Source organism: Leuconostoc mesenteroides subsp. mesenteroides ATCC 8293, from assembly GCF_000014445.1.
In the GTDB taxonomy this organism is placed as follows: Bacteria; Bacillota; Bacilli; order Lactobacillales; family Lactobacillaceae; genus Leuconostoc; species Leuconostoc mesenteroides.
In genome coordinates this window covers 510,777-527,554 of sequence record NC_008531.1, presented here as the reverse complement: position 1 = coordinate 527,554, position 16,778 = coordinate 510,777, and the positions used below count along the sequence as shown (strand labels likewise).

The 16,778-nt window shown below is 38.3% G+C and carries 14 protein-coding genes; 1 reads left to right on the top strand and 13 read right to left on the bottom strand.

What is annotated here, in order from left to right:
• Positions 1-197: 197 nt before the first annotated feature.
• From LEUM_RS02735 to gnd, 9 genes are all read right to left on the bottom strand, one after another.
• Positions 198-497, bottom strand: coding sequence for a DUF1292 domain-containing protein (locus LEUM_RS02735; RefSeq protein ID WP_011679384.1), 300 nt, complete (start codon positions 495-497; stop codon positions 198-200).
• A gap of 76 nt (positions 498-573) precedes the next feature.
• Positions 574-1,005, bottom strand: a complete 432-nt coding sequence (ruvX, locus tag LEUM_RS02730; RefSeq protein WP_011679383.1) for a Holliday junction resolvase RuvX — start codon at positions 1,003-1,005, stop codon at positions 574-576.
• Positions 1,005-1,256: an IreB family regulatory phosphoprotein gene (locus LEUM_RS02725; protein WP_004164519.1), complete on the bottom strand. Its 252-nt coding sequence runs from the start codon at positions 1,254-1,256 to the stop codon at positions 1,005-1,007. Before LEUM_RS02725 ends, ruvX begins: the two co-directional genes overlap by 1 nt.
• Positions 1,257-1,352: 96 nt before the next feature.
• Positions 1,353-4,034, bottom strand: coding sequence for an alanine--tRNA ligase (alaS, locus tag LEUM_RS02720; protein WP_011679382.1), 2,682 nt, complete (start codon positions 4,032-4,034; stop codon positions 1,353-1,355).
• A gap of 256 nt (positions 4,035-4,290) precedes the next feature.
• Complete coding sequence (locus LEUM_RS02715; RefSeq protein WP_011679381.1) at positions 4,291-5,625, bottom strand: aspartate aminotransferase family protein; 1,335 nt, start codon at positions 5,623-5,625, stop codon at positions 4,291-4,293.
• Between the two features lie 74 nt (positions 5,626-5,699).
• The gene (locus tag LEUM_RS02710) at positions 5,700-7,130 is read right to left on the bottom strand and encodes an APC family permease (RefSeq protein ID WP_011679380.1); all 1,431 of its coding nucleotides are present in this window, start codon (positions 7,128-7,130) and stop codon (positions 5,700-5,702) included.
• 223 nt (positions 7,131-7,353) lie between these two features.
• Entirely contained in the window at positions 7,354-8,736 is a 1,383-nt protein-coding gene (locus LEUM_RS02705) for a gluconate:H+ symporter (RefSeq protein WP_025267858.1), read from the bottom strand.
• An 89-nt stretch (positions 8,737-8,825) separates the two neighbouring features.
• On the bottom strand, positions 8,826-10,364 hold the full coding sequence (gene gntK / locus LEUM_RS02700; protein WP_011679378.1) for a gluconokinase: 1,539 nt from the start codon (positions 10,362-10,364) through the stop codon (positions 8,826-8,828).
• 107 nt (positions 10,365-10,471) lie between these two features.
• Positions 10,472-11,380: a phosphogluconate dehydrogenase (NAD(+)-dependent, decarboxylating) gene (gene gnd, locus LEUM_RS02695; RefSeq protein ID WP_011679377.1), complete on the bottom strand. Its 909-nt coding sequence runs from the start codon at positions 11,378-11,380 to the stop codon at positions 10,472-10,474.
• Between the two features lie 129 nt (positions 11,381-11,509).
• Between gnd and LEUM_RS02690 the strand changes: the two genes are divergently transcribed.
• A complete protein-coding gene (locus LEUM_RS02690; RefSeq protein ID WP_004164526.1) occupies positions 11,510-12,364 on the top strand; it encodes a MurR/RpiR family transcriptional regulator in 855 nt (284 codons plus the stop codon).
• Between the two features lie 70 nt (positions 12,365-12,434).
• Here LEUM_RS02690 and budA read toward each other — a convergent pair whose 3' ends face one another.
• From budA to LEUM_RS02670, 4 genes are all read right to left on the bottom strand, one after another.
• Positions 12,435-13,154, bottom strand: a complete 720-nt coding sequence (gene budA / locus LEUM_RS02685; protein ID WP_011679376.1) for an acetolactate decarboxylase — start codon at positions 13,152-13,154, stop codon at positions 12,435-12,437.
• A 79-nt stretch (positions 13,155-13,233) separates the two neighbouring features.
• Positions 13,234-14,154 carry a DMT family transporter gene (locus LEUM_RS02680; protein ID WP_011679375.1) on the bottom strand — a complete coding sequence of 307 codons (921 nt, stop codon included), beginning with the start codon at positions 14,152-14,154 and terminating at the stop codon, positions 13,234-13,236.
• A 108-nt stretch (positions 14,155-14,262) separates the two neighbouring features.
• Complete coding sequence (locus tag LEUM_RS02675) at positions 14,263-15,219, bottom strand: cation:proton antiporter (protein WP_011679374.1); 957 nt, start codon at positions 15,217-15,219, stop codon at positions 14,263-14,265.
• A 172-nt stretch (positions 15,220-15,391) separates the two neighbouring features.
• Positions 15,392-16,738: an MFS transporter gene (locus LEUM_RS02670; protein ID WP_011679373.1), complete on the bottom strand. Its 1,347-nt coding sequence runs from the start codon at positions 16,736-16,738 to the stop codon at positions 15,392-15,394.
• Positions 16,739-16,778 lie beyond the last annotated feature (40 nt).

Sequence of the window (16,778 nt, the reverse complement as noted above, 5' to 3'; positions counted from 1 at the left end):
CCTCCAAAAGACACGATCAAAATTTCGACATGTCTACCTCAAATATTTAAACTAACTCTAAACTAAGTAGTTTCTACCTTTTCTAGTTTATCACTTGATAAGCTACGTTGAAAGTAATTTGCCCCTTTTTAACACAAAATAAAAATACCCATGATGTTTGAATCATGAATATCAGTATTTATTATTAATGCACACTATTAATTAAAATTTGAATCGTCTTCAAGGAAAGTATTCAAAACTTCTTCAACCATATCCCATTCTTTATCATCTTCAATTTGAATTAATTCTTCTTCTGTAGCATCGCCGTTTTCATCGGGGTTGAAAATGTATGCTTGAATATCAACTTCTTCATCATCTTCAATACCTTCTGGTACTAACAAAATATAGTCTTTATTGTACTCATCTGAATGGAATGTGAATAACACTTCATATAATGCTTCATCGCCACTTTCATCAATTAACGTAATTTTTTGTACTTCTGCGTTATTTTCGCTCATCTTCTTTTCCTTATCAAATGTCATAAGTTCATTATACAATAAAAGCCTTGTTCCGTATAGGGACAAGGCTTTTATTCTACTTGGTTAACTTGCCTTTCGAATCTAAATAATTTTGTAAAATAAATTCAGCAGCTATTTTATCGATAACTTTTTTTCGCTTTTTACGTGATATATTAGCTTCTTCAATGAGCATACGCTCAGCTTCTACCGTAGTTAACCGTTCATCCTGAAAATCAGTTGGTAAACCAAAGGTTTTCTCAATCAACTTTGCATAGTTTCGGGATGCTTCCGCACGTGGTCCCTCACTATTATTCATGTTTTTTGGCAAACCAAGAACAACACCTGTTGCGTTTTTCTCTTTGATGATCTCTCCCAACCGATCAATGCCAAATTCTTTTTCATCCTCGTTGATGCGGATGATTTCAACACCTTGCGCTGTCCACCCCATCGGATCACTAACCGATACACCAACTGTTCGACTACCAACATCTAGTCCTAATATGCGCATTATTTTTTCAAATAGGCGTGTACAAGTTCTTCAATGATTTCATCGCGTTCATGACGTTTAATTAAATTACGTGCGTCATTTAAACGTGGAATATAGGCCGGATCGCCAGACATCAAGTAACCAACTATTTGATTAATTGGATTATACCCTTTTTCTTCCAATGAACTATACACAATCTCAAGTGTTTCATGGATATCTTTTGGCATTTGATTACCAAAATCAAATATTGCTGTTTCATCTCCTACTGTCATAGTACACGCTCCTTTCTTTAGAAATTATCTCCATACTGCCTTGTTTATTCACTCATTATACTACGCTATAATCACATCAATCAAGTTACAAACAAGTTACTTATCTGCTAAGAATGCCGAAACTGCGGCAAATGCATCTGGAATACCTGCAGGCTTTTTTCCACCAGCTTGAGCCATATCCGGACGTCCACCGCCACCGCCACCTATATGTGGTGCAATAGATTTAATAAGTTCGCCGGCCTTAATGCCCGATTGATTAGCATCTGGAGCAGCAGCAACAATCAAACTTACTTTTTCATCAGCAACGGTTGCTAGTACCAAAACATCCGATGGATAATTTTCTTTCCAGTTATCCGCAACTTGTCGTAAGCCATCCATGCCAGAAACCTGTAACTGGGCAGTAATATAAGTATGTCCATTGACAGTTTTTACATCATTAAATATTTCACCTGCTGTAGCATTAGCTAATTTAGCTTCTAATGATTCGGCATGGCGCTGTACCGTACGTAAATCAGCTTGCAAATCATATACTTTCTCCGGAGCATCGGTCAGTTTTTGTGCTTTCAAAGCAGTAGCTATTTCCTTCAAAGCTTTTTCCTGAGCCTTATATTGTGAAAGTGCTTGTAGACCAGTTACCGCTTCAATACGGCGTACCCCTGCACCAATTCCTGATTCACTAACTATTTTAAACAGACCTAACTCTGCGGTTGAGTTAGCATGAGTACCGCCATCAAACTCTTTGTTGAAGTCACCAATGGATACAACACGGACCTGATCACCATATTTCTCACCAAATACGGCAACTGCACCTAATTTTTTCGCAGACTCAATGTCAGTTTCTAACCAAGTAACCGGTAGGTTCTTAGCAATTTCTTGATTCATCATCGATTCTATTTTATCAAGATCTTCGCTTGAAACGGGTCCCTCATTATTGAAATCAAACCTTAAATATTCCGGTTCTACTAATGAACCCGCCTGATGAACATCACCGCCAAGTACATTACGTAATGATTGGTCTAACATATGCGTTGCTGTATGGTTTTTGGATACGGCGATATGACGTGCCATATCAACCTTCAAATCTACTTTATCACCAAGAGTAAAGCTTGAAATGACATCAACAGTATGAATATGTTGTCCGTTTGGAGCTGTTTGAACATCTGTCACATGAGCAATCACATCTCCATTGGTATTCAAAACATCACCAAAGTCAGGCACTTGTCCGCCCATTTCGGCATAAAAAGGTGTTACATCAAAGGCTACTTGTACGGTAGCATCAACATCAGCATTATCCAATAGCGCATCAACACCTTGTTCATCTTCGCCAATAATAGCAACGATTTCCGCATGATTGACTTCAGTTTGGGACCAACCGACATACTTTGAATCGACACGCAAATCAGTTAATACAGCATTTTGAACGCCCATTGACTTAGTATTAGAGCGTGCAGCACGAGCGCGAACGCGTTGCGCTTGCAACTCATCATTGTATCTATCCACATCCACTGTCAACCCAGCATCTTCAGCTTGCTCTTGCGTCAACTCAAGTGGGAATCCATAAGTATCAGATAATTTGAAGGCATCAGCACCACTAATTTGTGTCTGACCCGTCTTTTTAGCTTCTTTAATCACATCATTCAACAAAGAAAGTCCGCCTGTTAATGTTGCATTAAAACGCTTTTCTTCAGCAGCAACAGTCTTTTGAATCTTGGCAGTGTTGGCTTTAACTTCTGGGTAGTAGCTTTCCATGATGTCCCCAACAATTGGTACCAAGTTAGTTAAAAACTGTCCTTTAATGCCTAATTTTTGTCCATGCAAAACTGCGCGGCGCAACAAGCGACGAATGACATATCCACGTCCCTCGTTTGAAGGCAAAGCCCCATCCCCAATTGCAAACGTTATTGCACGAATATGGTCGGCAATTACTTTAAAGCTCGTATTGACCTCTGAATCTTGGCTATCATCATAGGTAAATTGATTTGATAATTTCTCTGTGGCCCGAATGATAGGTAAAAACAAGTCTGTATCAAAGTTAGTGCGGCCATTTTGGAAAACAGATACGACACGTTCAAGCCCCATACCAGTATCAATGTTTTTGTGCGGTAACTCAGGGTATTGTGAATTATCTGTTAATCCTGGTAAATGATTAAATTGAGAGAAAACAAGATTCCAAATTTCTAGATAACGTTCATTTTCACCACCCGGATACATTTCTGGATCATCATCAGGTAAATCTTGAAATGAACTGCCACGATCAAAGAATATTTCAGAATCAGGGCCAGAAGGTCCCTCCCCAATGTCCCAAAAGTTGTCTTCAACTTCATAAATGTGACCATCCGGCAAGCTAGTTTTTTCTTCCCAAATTTTTCTGGCTTCCTGATCTTTAGGATACACAGTTACATACAATTTTTCAGCATCTAAGCCATACCACTCAGGACTAGTCAATAACTCCCAAGCCCAAGGAATTGCTTGTTCTTTAAAATAATCACCAATTGAAAAGTTGCCCATCATTTCAAAAAGTGTATGATGTCGAGCTGTTTTTCCAACGTTTTCGATATCATTGGTACGAATTGCCTTTTGAGAATTGGTGATACGTGGATTATTTGGGACTACTGTACCATCAAAATATTTTTTTAAAGTCGCAACACCGGAATTAATCCATAACAATGTTGGATCATCTTGCGGAATTAGATTTTTTGAAGGTACAACTTCGTGACCCTTCGAAGCAAAAAAATCTAAAAACATTTGGCGAATTTCTGCTGAACTCAAGTCTTTCATAAAAAATTTTCTCCTTAAATAATATAAAAAGACCAAAACAAAGTGCGGACGCTCTACCGTGGTACCACCGCAATTTGTAATGATCTTGAATAAAATCTTTACCTTTATGTCTCATAACGCTGAGCAGCGGTGATTTTTCAATCACAATTAAGTCTGGTAGCGCAAAAAAGCCAACGTGTGCTTTTCATCACCCAGCACATTTCTAACTGACGGACGGCTAATTCGTATGTCCAGAATTCCTAATCATTATATCATATTACCAACCAATGTGATTATCAGTTTTTGGTAATGCAATTTTACCCGACGCTAAATCAGAAAATGCTTTTTCTAATATTTCAAAGGCGCGCTGCAACTCCTCTTCTTGAATAACTAGTGGGGGTTGAAAACGCAAGGTGTTTCCTCTTAGGCTAATCATAATCGCCCCTAACTCAAAAATACGATAAATTAACTTATTAGTTGCCTCATTATCAGGTTCACCATGATCATTGATAATATCAATACCACCATTCAAACCATATAAACGGACATCTCCAATAAAGGCATAACGTTTAGCAGCAGACTCAAAGAATGCTTTAGCCAACTCACCCAGTTGTCGAGAACGTGCAACTAAGTTCTCCTCTTCAATAACGTCTAGCGTTGCTAGCGCTGCCGCTGCTGTTACTGGGTTACCAGCGGTCGTGTAAACATTAGCTGGTGCTTGCAGACTGTCCATAATTTCTTTGCGCCCAATAACTGCACTTAAAGGCAATCCACTGGCAATCGATTTACCAACACTCATTAAATCTGGGGCAATTCCAAAATGATCAATTGACCACATTTTACCAGTTCGTCCAAGGCCTTGATTAACCTCATCGACAGCAAAAACAATGCCATGTTCACGTGTAAACTCATAAACCAATTCAACATAATGTTGTGGTGCTTTGATAATTCCACCATCACCTTGAATAGGTTCAATAATAACTAACGCCACTTCATCTGCTGGTAAATAAGTCTCAAATGGTAATTTAAACTGTTTAAATAAACGTTCGGAAAAATCATTGTCGCTTTCTCCGGCTATTCGTTGCGTCTGATCAGGAAAAGGTACTTTCACCGTGTTTGGCAATAGTGGCCCAATTTTTCGAGTCATATTCAAGCTGACTCCTGAGATAGAAAGCGAACCATATGTGGAACCGTGATAAGCACCCGTAAAACTGACAACATATTGTCGCCCAGTATATCCACGGGCAAACTTGATAATCGCATCGTTTGCATCCGATCCCGAATTACCAAAAGCAACTTGTTTTTGGAAGTTTCCTGGTGCTACATTCACTAAGCGATCAGCTAATTTTGCAGTCACCGTGTTAGCAAAATATGCAGGCGTATACTGAATTAATTTTTGAGCTTGGCTAGTAATTGCTTCCACAACCTTTGGATGTGAATGACCTGTATTAGTGGCACTTGCACTAGCCAATAAGTCAATATACTCATGCCCATCTGCATCCGTAATAATGGCTCCTTTTCCGTGATCAATGACAATATCAAAATATTTAACCCGCGTTGCATTTGCCAAGTGAATTTTTTCTTCTTCTAAAATCTCTTTATTTTTTGACATTTTTAGCAGCTTTCACATTTATTTTTAGATTTATATACAAGAAAAGCCCTGTAAATTCAGGACTTTTTGTTAGATTATTTTTGAGACAACTTACTATGCTTAGAACCGTAAACGGCATAAATGATTATACCGACCACAAACCAACCAAAGGCATAAATCTTTGCTTGATTATCCAACTCATAGAAAATAAATCCAGATCCCAATGCGGCCAATGCTGGCATCACTGGGTAAAATGGCATTTTGAAGCCAGGTTCTTGTATATCTTTACCTTCACGAGGACGTAATGCATAAATACCAAGAGAAACAATGATAAAGGCAATCAATGTACCGGCAGAGATCAAACCAGCTAATTCAGTAAAGCTAAATACTGATCCAATCAAGATAGCAATGACTGACAATACTAACAAAGCATTGTTAGGTAATCCTTTATCATTAACTTTTCCTAAGAAACTTGGTAACAAACCGTCACGACCGAAGGCGTAAAGCAATCGTGAACCAGCCAGCATCATACCAATAATTGCTGTAAACATACCGATTAAGGCAACCACTGATAACAAATTAGATGTAAATTCATGACCTGAGTGCAATAATGCCCAGGCAGCAGGAGCGGCATTGTCTTTATACTCTGTATAGTGGAACATACCAACTAATACAAGCGCTACTGTCACGAAAAGGATTGTTGCTACAATTAATGAACCAATGATACCTCGAGGCATGGTCTTTTTGGGATCCTTTGCTTCAGCTGAACTAGCAGCAATTGAATCAAATCCAATGTAGGCTAAGAAAATTTGTGAAGCACCTGCGAATATACCCGACCAACCACCAAAATCAGTGCCTGCCTTATGAGCAGGTATAAATGGTACATAATTACCAGGGTGAATAGCTGTTAAACCAACACCAATAAAGATTAAGATAACTAATACTTTACCAACAACCAGCACATTTTCAACACGAGCCGTCGTGTTTGTTCCGCGCCATAGCAATACTGCGACAATCAAAACCGCAAATAGTGAAGCTATGTCAATGACACCGCCATTTCCAGCAGCAAATGAACCAGCCAAAGCCTTTGGCAATACTAAGTTATGTGAGCCAAGGAATAATTTGAAGTTTGCTGACCACCCTGAAGCCACGAAAGCGACAGCAATGAAATATTCCGCCAAAAGTGCCCAACCGGCAATCCAGCCAAATACTTCACCAAAGACAACGTTTGCCCAAGAATAAGCTGATCCGGCAAATGGTAATGCCGAAGCAAACTCCGCATAAGCAAACGCAGCAAGTCCTGAAACAATTGCCGCAATTACGAATGAAATTGCAACCGCTGGTCCAGCATGGTTAGCTGCAACAATACCTGGTAAGGTAAAGATAGCTGTAGATACGATAGTCCCAATACCTAAAGCTAACATTTCTTTAACACCTAACGTCTTACGTAGATGTCGATCACTAGTGGTAAAACTAGCAGGAGTCGCTTTATGTAGCCACCCTGTTCTTGTTTTTGATTCTGACATATGTTTATCCCTTCAACTCTATAAAAGTTACTTTAATATATTAACATTTTCTAATTTTATTGTCAACGTTTCCCATATAAGGAATGATTATGCCAATCAAATTATTATTTTCGTTGGATTTTGATAATAAAATAGCGTTTCGATAAAGTTTAATAGAATAAATCTGTTACTTACCACCTTTCCAAATTAAAAATGCTATTCCAATCGGAATAGCATTTTTAATTTAAGCAAATACTGACGTTAAAATCAAAATAATAATCAAACCAGTTACGGAAATAATTGTTTCCAAAACAGTCCAAATTTGGAATGTCTGCTTAACTGATAAGTCGAAAAATTCTTTAAAAATCCAAAATCCTGCATCGTTCACGTGTGAAGCTATTAATGACCCGGCACCAATAGCTAACGCTACGAATACTGGCAATAATGTGTTACCAGGATTGGCGGCTAAAATACCCGTAACAATCCCCGCCGCAGTCATACCAGCCACTGTAGCTGAACCAACTGAAACTCGTAAGACTGCCGCAACAGCCCAAGCAAACAAAACAATAGCAATCGGACTCATGGCACCACCAGCTTGGAAAATCGTCGCAATCTTGTCAGACAACCCCGAGGTAACCAAGACACCACGCAAGGCGCCACCACCACCAACAATTAACAAAATTCCAGCAACAGCTGACATTCCTTCGTTCAATGATTTTCCTACTTCAACCATTGTTTTCTTTTGCCAAATACCCATTGTAAAAATAGCAAAAACTAGTGCGATTGTCATAGCTACTGCAGGATTAGCCACAAACTCGACAATTTGATCAATTGTATTTGGGTTCTTTGGCGTTACACCACCTGTGTAAATTAACTTATAAATTGTAGCAATGATCATGAATATCAATGGAAAGACAGAAGTTAGTACGGACAAACCGAACTTTGGTGTCGCATCCAAGTCATACTTTTTTGCGGGTCCAACTGCTTCAATTTCTGTTTTAAATTGAAAAGCATCTGGTGCATATTTTTGTGCTAATTTTGTAAATGCTGGGCCGGCCACAACTGCAGTAATTACTGATACAATCAAACCAAAAATCAACATCATTCCAATATTAGCACCTAAAGCTGAGGCAACAGCTGTTGGCGCCGGCTGTGGTGGCAAAAATCCTTGTGCCGAACTTAAGGCAGCTGTCATTGAGATACCTAAGTAAAGCAATGGCACGCCAGCTTCAATAGCAACAGCAAATACGATTGGAATTAACAACACCATACCAACACCAAAAATCATTGAGATACCAATAATAAACGATGCGATCAATACTGCCCACTGCAGACGCTTAACACCAAACCAATCAATCAATGTTTTGGCAATACGGTATGATCCACCTGCATCAGCGACTAAACGACCAATCATACCACCAAAAATAAAGATTACCGAGTTTGGACCAAGAATATTTCCTACTCCTTCACTACCAAGCACGGCACTTGGTATCTCCATGGGCTTCATGCCAAGCAACAAGGCAAGAATAAAAGCAGTAATAATTAGTGAAACAAATGTGTTTAACTTTAACTTTGCAATCAAAATAAGCAAAATCAAAATTGACACAATCAACATAACAAATTCCATCTACTTGCATTAACGGTCTCTGACCGTTATCTCCTTTTCATTTACAAATACATTCTTCCCCCACTCATACTCAGTAACTATTTACTAAACTATTTTGAATGCTTCCTTTGATAATTAGCAATATTTTGATATTCTGTCTGCAATTGACGAGATAATCGGATAAAGATTGGTGCTAATTCTCGATAGGCTTCAAAGTTTTTTGGCTCAGGAAAATACGTATTAGCTGCCCCAATGTATTTCTCAATCTCATATAAACTATCAATTTTTCCTAGTGCTTTTTGTGCAACAATAACTGCGGCCAGCGCCCCAGATTCAAATGCCTCTGGAACTGTGACAGGTTGTTCAAAAATATCCGCAAACATTTGCCGCCATAGTGGTGAGCGTGCGAAGCCACCCGTTGCTTGGATTGATTTCAAATCACCTACAACTTCTTCGAGTGCCAAGCTAACCATAAACACATTAAAAGTAATACCTTCTAATACTGCGCGTAACATATGTGCACGCGTATGCCCATGATTAAGACCAAAGAACGATCCTCGCGCATTGGCATCCCAAATTGGTGCACGTTCACCACCTAGGTATGGATGAAAAATCAACCCCTCGGACCCAGCTGGAATACGCTCGGCAATTTCCGTTAACAAATCATAGGAATCTTTTCCAAGTAAGGCAGCTGTTGATTTTTCAGCATCAAACATATTATCACGTGCCCAACGGAAGACATCCCCACCATTATTAACAGGACCACCCACAACCCAATTATCTTTATCCAAAGCATAGGTGAACGTACGACCTTTAGGGTCGATAACCGGTTGCTCTGACACGACTCGAATAGCACCTGAAGTACCAATTGTAATTGCCGCAACACCAGGTTTAACTGCGTTAACACCTAGGTTTGAAAGTGGCCCATCACCGGCACCGTAAACAAATGGTGTGTTTGCTGGAAGACCAATCAACGCAGCATATTTTTCAAACATACTTGTTTCGTATTCATAAGGTTCAACTGGTTGTGGCAGCTGTTCTTTACGAACACCAGTTACTGACAAGGCTTGGTCATCCCAATCCAAATTAAAAATGTTGAACAAACCAGTTCCAGAAGCAATAGAAATGTCCATCTTATTTGAACCAAAAAGTCGATGGAATAAGTATTCCTTAATGCCCAAATAATGCGCTGCTTTTTGATAAATATCAGTATGTTCTGATTTTAACCATAATAGCTTGGACAATGGCGCCATTGGATGGATAGGTGTACCGGTATTTTTATAAATTTGTTGGCCTATACCGTTGGCCTTCAATTCTTCGGTGTATTTCACCGCACGCGTATCTGCCCAAGTAATGGCGCGTGTCAATGGGTTCCAATCTTCATCAAATGCAATTAATGAGTGCATTGCTGAACTAAATGATACGGCAGTAATCTGATTACCTTTATTCAAATCAGCTACACGTACAACCTCTGATAATGCGGAAACCAATGCCTCAAAAAGTTCATCAAGATCTTCTTCAGCCATATCAGGCAAATCACGGTACAAAGCATAACTTTTATTCGCACTTGCTACGACAACGTTCTTATCATCAAACAGAACTGCCTTCGTTGATGTCGTGCCGATATCAACTCCTATCATATACTCCATTTGTTTACCTCCAATCGATGTTAAGCGTTTAATATTTTCTCTCCTAAACAGAAAAAGCTCCCTTAAGCGGGAGCTTTGTTCATTAAGCTGAACAGTTTTTCTATTAATTACTTAGCTGCGTCCATTGCGTGACCGCCGAAGCCGTTACGCAAAGCTGAAACAACCTTACCAGTAAATGTGTCATCTTGCAATGAACGGTAACGCATTGCTAATGATAAGTAGATAACTGGTGCAGGTACGTCCAAGTCCAATGATTCTTGAACTGTCCACTTACCTTCACCTGAAGAATGCATACGACCAGCGATAGCATCCAAATGTGGATCCTTGGCGAATTGTTCTTCAGCCAATTCCATCAACCATGAACGGATAACTGATCCGTGGTTCCACAACTTTGAAACAGCTTCATAGTCGTAGTCAAATTGTGAGGCTTCCAATACTTCGAATCCTTCAGCAATTGCTTGCATCATACCGTATTCGATACCATTGTGAACCATCTTCAAGTAGTGACCTGAACCCAAACGACCTGTGTACAAGTAACCATCTTCTTCAGAAATTGACTTAAACAAAGGTTCGATGATCTTCCAAGCTTCGGCATCATCGCCACCAATCATGAAGTTACCACCATTACGGGCACCATTCATTCCACCAGAAGTTCCGGCATCAAAGAACTTAATACCAGCAGCAGATGTGCGCTTGTTTTGTTCCAAGTTATCCTTGTAGTTAGAGTTACCACCATCAATAATGATGTCACCCTTGTCCATCTTCTCAATCAATGTATCGATTGTTGAGTTAGTTGGTACACCAGCTGGCACCATAACCCAAACTGCCTTTGGAGATGGCAACTTTGACAACATATCATCAATGTCAGAAGCAGCTTCAACTGATGCTGAATAGTCAGTTGCTTCCTTAACAAAGTCAGCGTTTAAATCAAACGCAACAACTTCGTGACCGTTATCAACGGCGTTCTTTACCAAGTTCAAGCCCATCTTACCAAGGCCGATCATCGCAAACTTCATGTCTACTTACCTCTTTGTTTTTTGAGTTTTTAATACACTTTTATTATATGAAAATAATTTACACATTGCAACCTTATTATTGAAAATTGTTTTCTAATCTTGTATTATTAGTTTATTGGAGCATTAAAAATGGCAAATAACATCATAGCCCAATTACGGGCACAACGTAAACAATATAATACAACTGAACAAAAATTAATTGATTTCATTATTAATCATGTTAGTGAAGCTCGAGAGGCCAACATTCAGGAAATGTCTGAATTATCAGGTGTTTCTACCGCCACTATTTCACGTTTTGTCAAAAAAATCGGCTTAGAATCATTTCGTGAATTTTCTGTTTCACTAGCAAGTGCTGCCACGCAAATGGCAGCATCTGTCGATTTATTTGGAGAAATAGCTGATACGGATGATACCATTGCGGTTGCTCAAAAAGTTTTTGGCGGTGCAGAAAATGCTTTAGCAGCAACCGTTAGTAACTTAACAGCAACACAGTTGGACGAAGCCACATTAGCTTTAATATCAGCTCGTCGCGTTGGCTTTTTTGGTATCGGTGGATCATCTATTGTTGCTTTTAATGCTTACCATAAGTTCTTGCGTACTCCAATTGACGTCATCGCTCATCCAGATTACGATGTTCAATTAATGCAAGCCGTTAAACTTAATTCAAATGATACTGCAGTTGTTATTTCACATTCCGGTCGAAATAAAGACACACTTCTCATCGCAAAAAAGTTGCACGAACAACATGTTAAAATTATCGCAGTAACTTCATTTAAAGATTCGCCGCTAGCAAAACTAGCGGATCTAGTATTATTATCATTGGCAGAAGAAGTTAATTTCCGAAGTGAATCCATGAGTTCGTTAATCGCACAACTTACAATCATCGATACTTTATTTACTTTAGTTGGTTCACATTTATCGCAAGATACTCAGAGTGTTGTTGATACCATGCGCGATGTTATTGAAGAAACAAGATCACATTAAAAAGGAGCTCAATGAGCTCCTTTTTTTGATATTATTACTTTTCACATAGCATTCGCCAAAGGAAATACTGCTAATTTTTTCCGCCTTCACTGGCCTCAATGGCTTTATCCAAACCAGCTATATCCTGATTCATGCTTCTAAAGTCAGCATTATTAATAGGTAGATGTTGCAAAAAGTTATCAAAAACTTCTAAAGTACCATCGACATCTGTTGCTTCAAAATCCAAAACGTGCCCAGCAAAGGTTAAATCATCTGACAAAAAGTGTAAATGCCACCCTGCTGCGGTTGGACCGCCAAAAACTTTTGGTGCATAATATCCAACTAATGTACCAGTTATGTTGTCTGCTTTGAATTCAGGCTGCTGTTCAGCTACTTGTAACAAACTTGGATATGGCTTCTCTTGTTTTGTTACAATACGAACGTGAACGTGGGCAAACTCACCATGCAGTTTTAAGGCAGAGAAAACGTTAAATAACTGCTCATCTTTCAAGTTCTGAGTCAAATTACTATATTTTATTTTTTTAAAAGGTAATTTTTGGCTTGCCTCCGGTTGATCAAAATGGATTGATGCAAAAGGTAATGTAGTTTGTTTATCAGTAATGTGGTGAACTTTTCCTGTACTATCAGCTTGATAGGCTTCCCCGTTTAGAAAAATAGCTTCACCATTGAGGCCCTCAAAAGTACCAATGCCAGTGTCCCCATGTTCCAACATTTCAGCGACTGTTATTGTCCCTGACATTTGGCGCGCTACTAATTGTGCTAATGTACCATGTTGATATATTGTTGTCATGTTTTGCCTCACTTCTTACCTATCATTTTAAGTTTATCAGTATAATAATGCAAATAAACCAGAAAAATTGAGCAAATACTTAATTTATTTTGGGATCACTAAGCCTTTTTTTAAAGATACGTTCGAGGGGTAAGCTGATTAAAAATATTGTTGAAATAATGAACAAGATTCCTAAAACTTGAAACATCCTTAAGTGAACGTGTAAAAGTGTCACCGACAAAAGAGTCGCCACCATCGGCTCAATGGTAGATAATAAACTTGCTGTAGTAGGTTTTAATTGGCTCAGGCTCATAACATATAAAGCATATGGTAGTAATGTGCCAGCTATAATAATAAACACCATGATAATCCAGTCTTTAGTGCTCACCTGAGATGGTATATACCAAATGGGATGAAAAAAGTTCTCAGCTGTTCCACCCACCAATAACCCCCAAGCAACTACAACCAAGGGTGACTGTTTTTCAAGCAAAGGTTTTGGAATAAGTGTATACGCAGCTAAACCAAATGCAGATAGTATACCCCAAAATAAAGCTTTAGAGTTTACTACTAACTGATTGATGTTGCCATTAGTAATTAACAAAAATACACCAGTTAAGGCAATCAGAATTGACCAAATATCTAAGCGAGAAGGTAGCGTTCTCGTCGCTAAGCTCAATAAAATAACAATGATAGTTGGGCCAAGTGATTGCAGAATGGTTGCTGTTGCTGCGTCACCAAAGTATACAGATAAAAAGAAACTGGATTGTGCTAACAAAACACCAACGATACCGTATAAAATAATTAGAACAACATCTCTTTTGTTCAACCATATTTCAAAAACCCGACGGCCTGAAAAACAAAATAATACAATTAACAAAATTATTCCTGACAAGCTCATTCTGACACCAACCAGCCACTCCGGATTAATATTTTGATTACGAAATAAAATACTTGCCAATATGCCACTAATCCCAAATAAAGTCGCACTTAAAACCCCACAAATTATGCCCTGCTTTTTCATCCCAATTGATTCCTTTCGAATACTAGTTATAATTTAGAATAACCTAATCGATGAGATTCGTATACCTGTTTTGTCATTATATTCTTTTTTTAATATAAAATAAGCTTTTTATATGTTAGCAAATAATGGTTTCATTAAAATTGGCGCAATGAGCGTAGAAAAAATAATCACCAAGATAAGCTCCCCTGAGACTGCAGCGCTAATGACTTGTGATGATAAACCTATCTGTGTAATGACTAATGCCATTTCCCCTCTCGATACCATACCCGCACCAATAGCTTTTGCAGCTGTATCGTTCAAGCCAGATATTTTAGCTCCAATCCATGATCCAACAAATTTTGTGATAATCGCTAACAAAATAAATAAGACAATCGCTACAATTTTATTGTTCAATTGTCCTATCGAAACATTCAAGCCTATTGATCCAAAGAACATAGGATAAAAAATCCACTGTCCAACCCGATTTGTATTTTCGAATATTTGATCCGCAATCAATGTTTTCCTCAGAAAAATGCCGATAACAAAAGCAATTAATGGTAACAGGCTACTCATATTGAAGCCACCATTACCAATAAATACGGAAAATAAAGTAACGGCTAGCAATGAAATGACATCGTCAATTATGGCGGCTGACAATATTATTGCGCCAACTGCTGATGTTAATTTTTTTTGCTCAGCTAAAACAGCTAATGTAATTGATATTGATGTGGCAGAAAAAACTATACCCGAAAACAAAGAGACTGATACACTATATCCCATTAAAATAAACGCAATTGGAAATGCAATCATCGGAATAACAACACCCATGATTGCTATTAATGATGAAGCTTTGACATATTTTTTCATTGTTTTCATATCTGACGCCAATCCAGAACTTAGCATCAATATAAAAATACCAATTTCAGACAGCACATGAACTAAATGTGTGCTATGAACGACGTTTAAAAAGCTCATGCCCAAGACAATGCCAGCAAGTAATTGACCTATGACCTCTGAAAGGCCTAGTTTTACAGCTACTTTCCCGAAAAATAGAGTTACTGTGATTAATAATAGAACATTTATCATATCGTTTATTTCTCCTAAACAAAAAGAAAAAAGCTTCAAAAATCAACTAGCTCCCCGACTAGTTAACTTCTTGAAGCTTTCGCCCAACCGTTAATAATTTATTATATCCAATACTAGCATGCTTTATCGTGGAACGCAATCAAGTCGGCATCACATCTTCTCAACCGAATAGTTAATTCGACTTGATTCTGACTGTCAGTAGTAATCCAATGAGTGGCACAACAATAAACCAGCGACTTGTCATTAACAACGCATGTACAAATGATGAATTGGTATTAATTGCGGTGATTAAAATAGAAGCAACAACCACACTTCCTGCACCAATGACTTGACGCATCGTAGTAATAATCGCAGTACCATGACTAACTAAATTTTTAGGTAGTGCGTTATTTGCCGCAGTAATTGCGGGCATCATAATGAAAGCATTGCCACCTTCAAGTAACATAGCTGCTATCAAACACGCTATCCACGAAAATGACCCTAAAGTACCCAAAATCGCATACCCTACAAGCATCATTGCCATACCAATATAAACTAATTTTTTTAACCCAATTCTGTTGAGCATCGCCCCTGATCTTGGATTCAATTGGCTGAGAAAGATTGCTGCAGGTACCATGAGTAGTCCTGACCACAATGGGCTAAAATGAAAAACTTTTTGATAAAACAAAGGCATCAGAACCGTTGCAATAATTAGTCCTGAATATGATAATCCCGTTAAAAACATAGCTGGAACATAGCCTCTATATTTGAGCACCGCTAAATCTAAAAACGGTTGAGGTAATTTTACTTGACGAACGATAAATATGGCTAATAAACTGACACTAATTATTAAAATCAACCACCACGAGAAGTTAATTCCTGATGTTGGAATGATTGAAATGTCATACAAAATGCCGCCAAATCCGAGTAAGGTTATAGCCGAAAACCAATCGAATTCAGATGGTTTCATAGTGTGCGTGTTTTCTATTTTATTTTGCAAAACAATAATCAAAATCAGCAATATGACAAAAAATAACATAAATAAAGCACGCCAAGAAATCCATTGCAGGACCACGCCAGAAATAATCGGACCAACAGCTAAGGCTGAACCCATAACTAAACCAACTACGCCCATAGCTAGACCTCGTTGATTTTTATCAGTATTTTCCATGATGACACTTTGAAATGTTGGAAATAAGGCCCCCACCGCTAAACCTTCTAACAACCGACCGATAATAATACCGGTAAAGTTGGGTGTAACCATAGCCAAAAACGTTCCTAGTAAAAAGAGGGCTACAATTCCATTGAGTAATTTACGTAAGGACACATTATCCAAAAGCCAAGGACTTAGCGGCATGACTAGTGTCATTGCAACCATAAAACCTGTTGTTAACCACTGAACAGTGCTCGCATTAACATTAAAACTTTTCATCAAAATCGGATAAGCCGTTGTCATAGTAGACTGACTAATCGACATGATAAATGCAATCGATAATAACGCAAGTGAAAATGGTGTTAATTTTCTGATGTTTTTAAACATAATACCCCCTCAAACACTTATTTATATTCATTCTAATATA

Bases quoted from the DNA above. Each gene is read 5' to 3' on its own strand.
- LEUM_RS02735 (WP_011679384.1), bottom strand. From the start codon at position 497: ATGAGCGAAAATAACGCAGAAGTACAAAAAATTACGTTAATTGATGAA.
- ruvX (WP_011679383.1), bottom strand. From the start codon at position 1,005: ATGCGCATATTAGGACTAGATGTTGGTAGTCGAACAGTTGGTGTATCG.
- LEUM_RS02725 (WP_004164519.1), bottom strand. From the start codon at position 1,256: ATGACAGTAGGAGATGAAACAGCAATATTTGATTTTGGTAATCAAATG.
- alaS (WP_011679382.1), bottom strand. From the start codon at position 4,034: ATGAAAGACTTGAGTTCAGCAGAAATTCGCCAAATGTTTTTAGATTTT.
- LEUM_RS02715 (WP_011679381.1), bottom strand. From the start codon at position 5,625: ATGTCAAAAAATAAAGAGATTTTAGAAGAAGAAAAAATTCACTTGGCA.
- LEUM_RS02710 (WP_011679380.1), bottom strand. From the start codon at position 7,130: ATGTCAGAATCAAAAACAAGAACAGGGTGGCTACATAAAGCGACTCCT.
- LEUM_RS02705 (WP_025267858.1), bottom strand. From the start codon at position 8,736: ATGGAATTTGTTATGTTGATTGTGTCAATTTTGATTTTGCTTATTTTG.
- gntK (WP_011679378.1), bottom strand. From the start codon at position 10,364: ATGGAGTATATGATAGGAGTTGATATCGGCACGACATCAACGAAGGCA.
- gnd (WP_011679377.1), bottom strand. From the start codon at position 11,380: ATGAAGTTTGCGATGATCGGCCTTGGTAAGATGGGCTTGAACTTGGTA.
- LEUM_RS02690 (WP_004164526.1), top strand. From the start codon at position 11,510: ATGGCAAATAACATCATAGCCCAATTACGGGCACAACGTAAACAATAT.
- budA (WP_011679376.1), bottom strand. From the start codon at position 13,154: ATGACAACAATATATCAACATGGTACATTAGCACAATTAGTAGCGCGC.
- LEUM_RS02680 (WP_011679375.1), bottom strand. From the start codon at position 14,154: ATGAAAAAGCAGGGCATAATTTGTGGGGTTTTAAGTGCGACTTTATTT.
- LEUM_RS02675 (WP_011679374.1), bottom strand. From the start codon at position 15,219: ATGATAAATGTTCTATTATTAATCACAGTAACTCTATTTTTCGGGAAA.
- LEUM_RS02670 (WP_011679373.1), bottom strand. From the start codon at position 16,738: ATGTTTAAAAACATCAGAAAATTAACACCATTTTCACTTGCGTTATTA.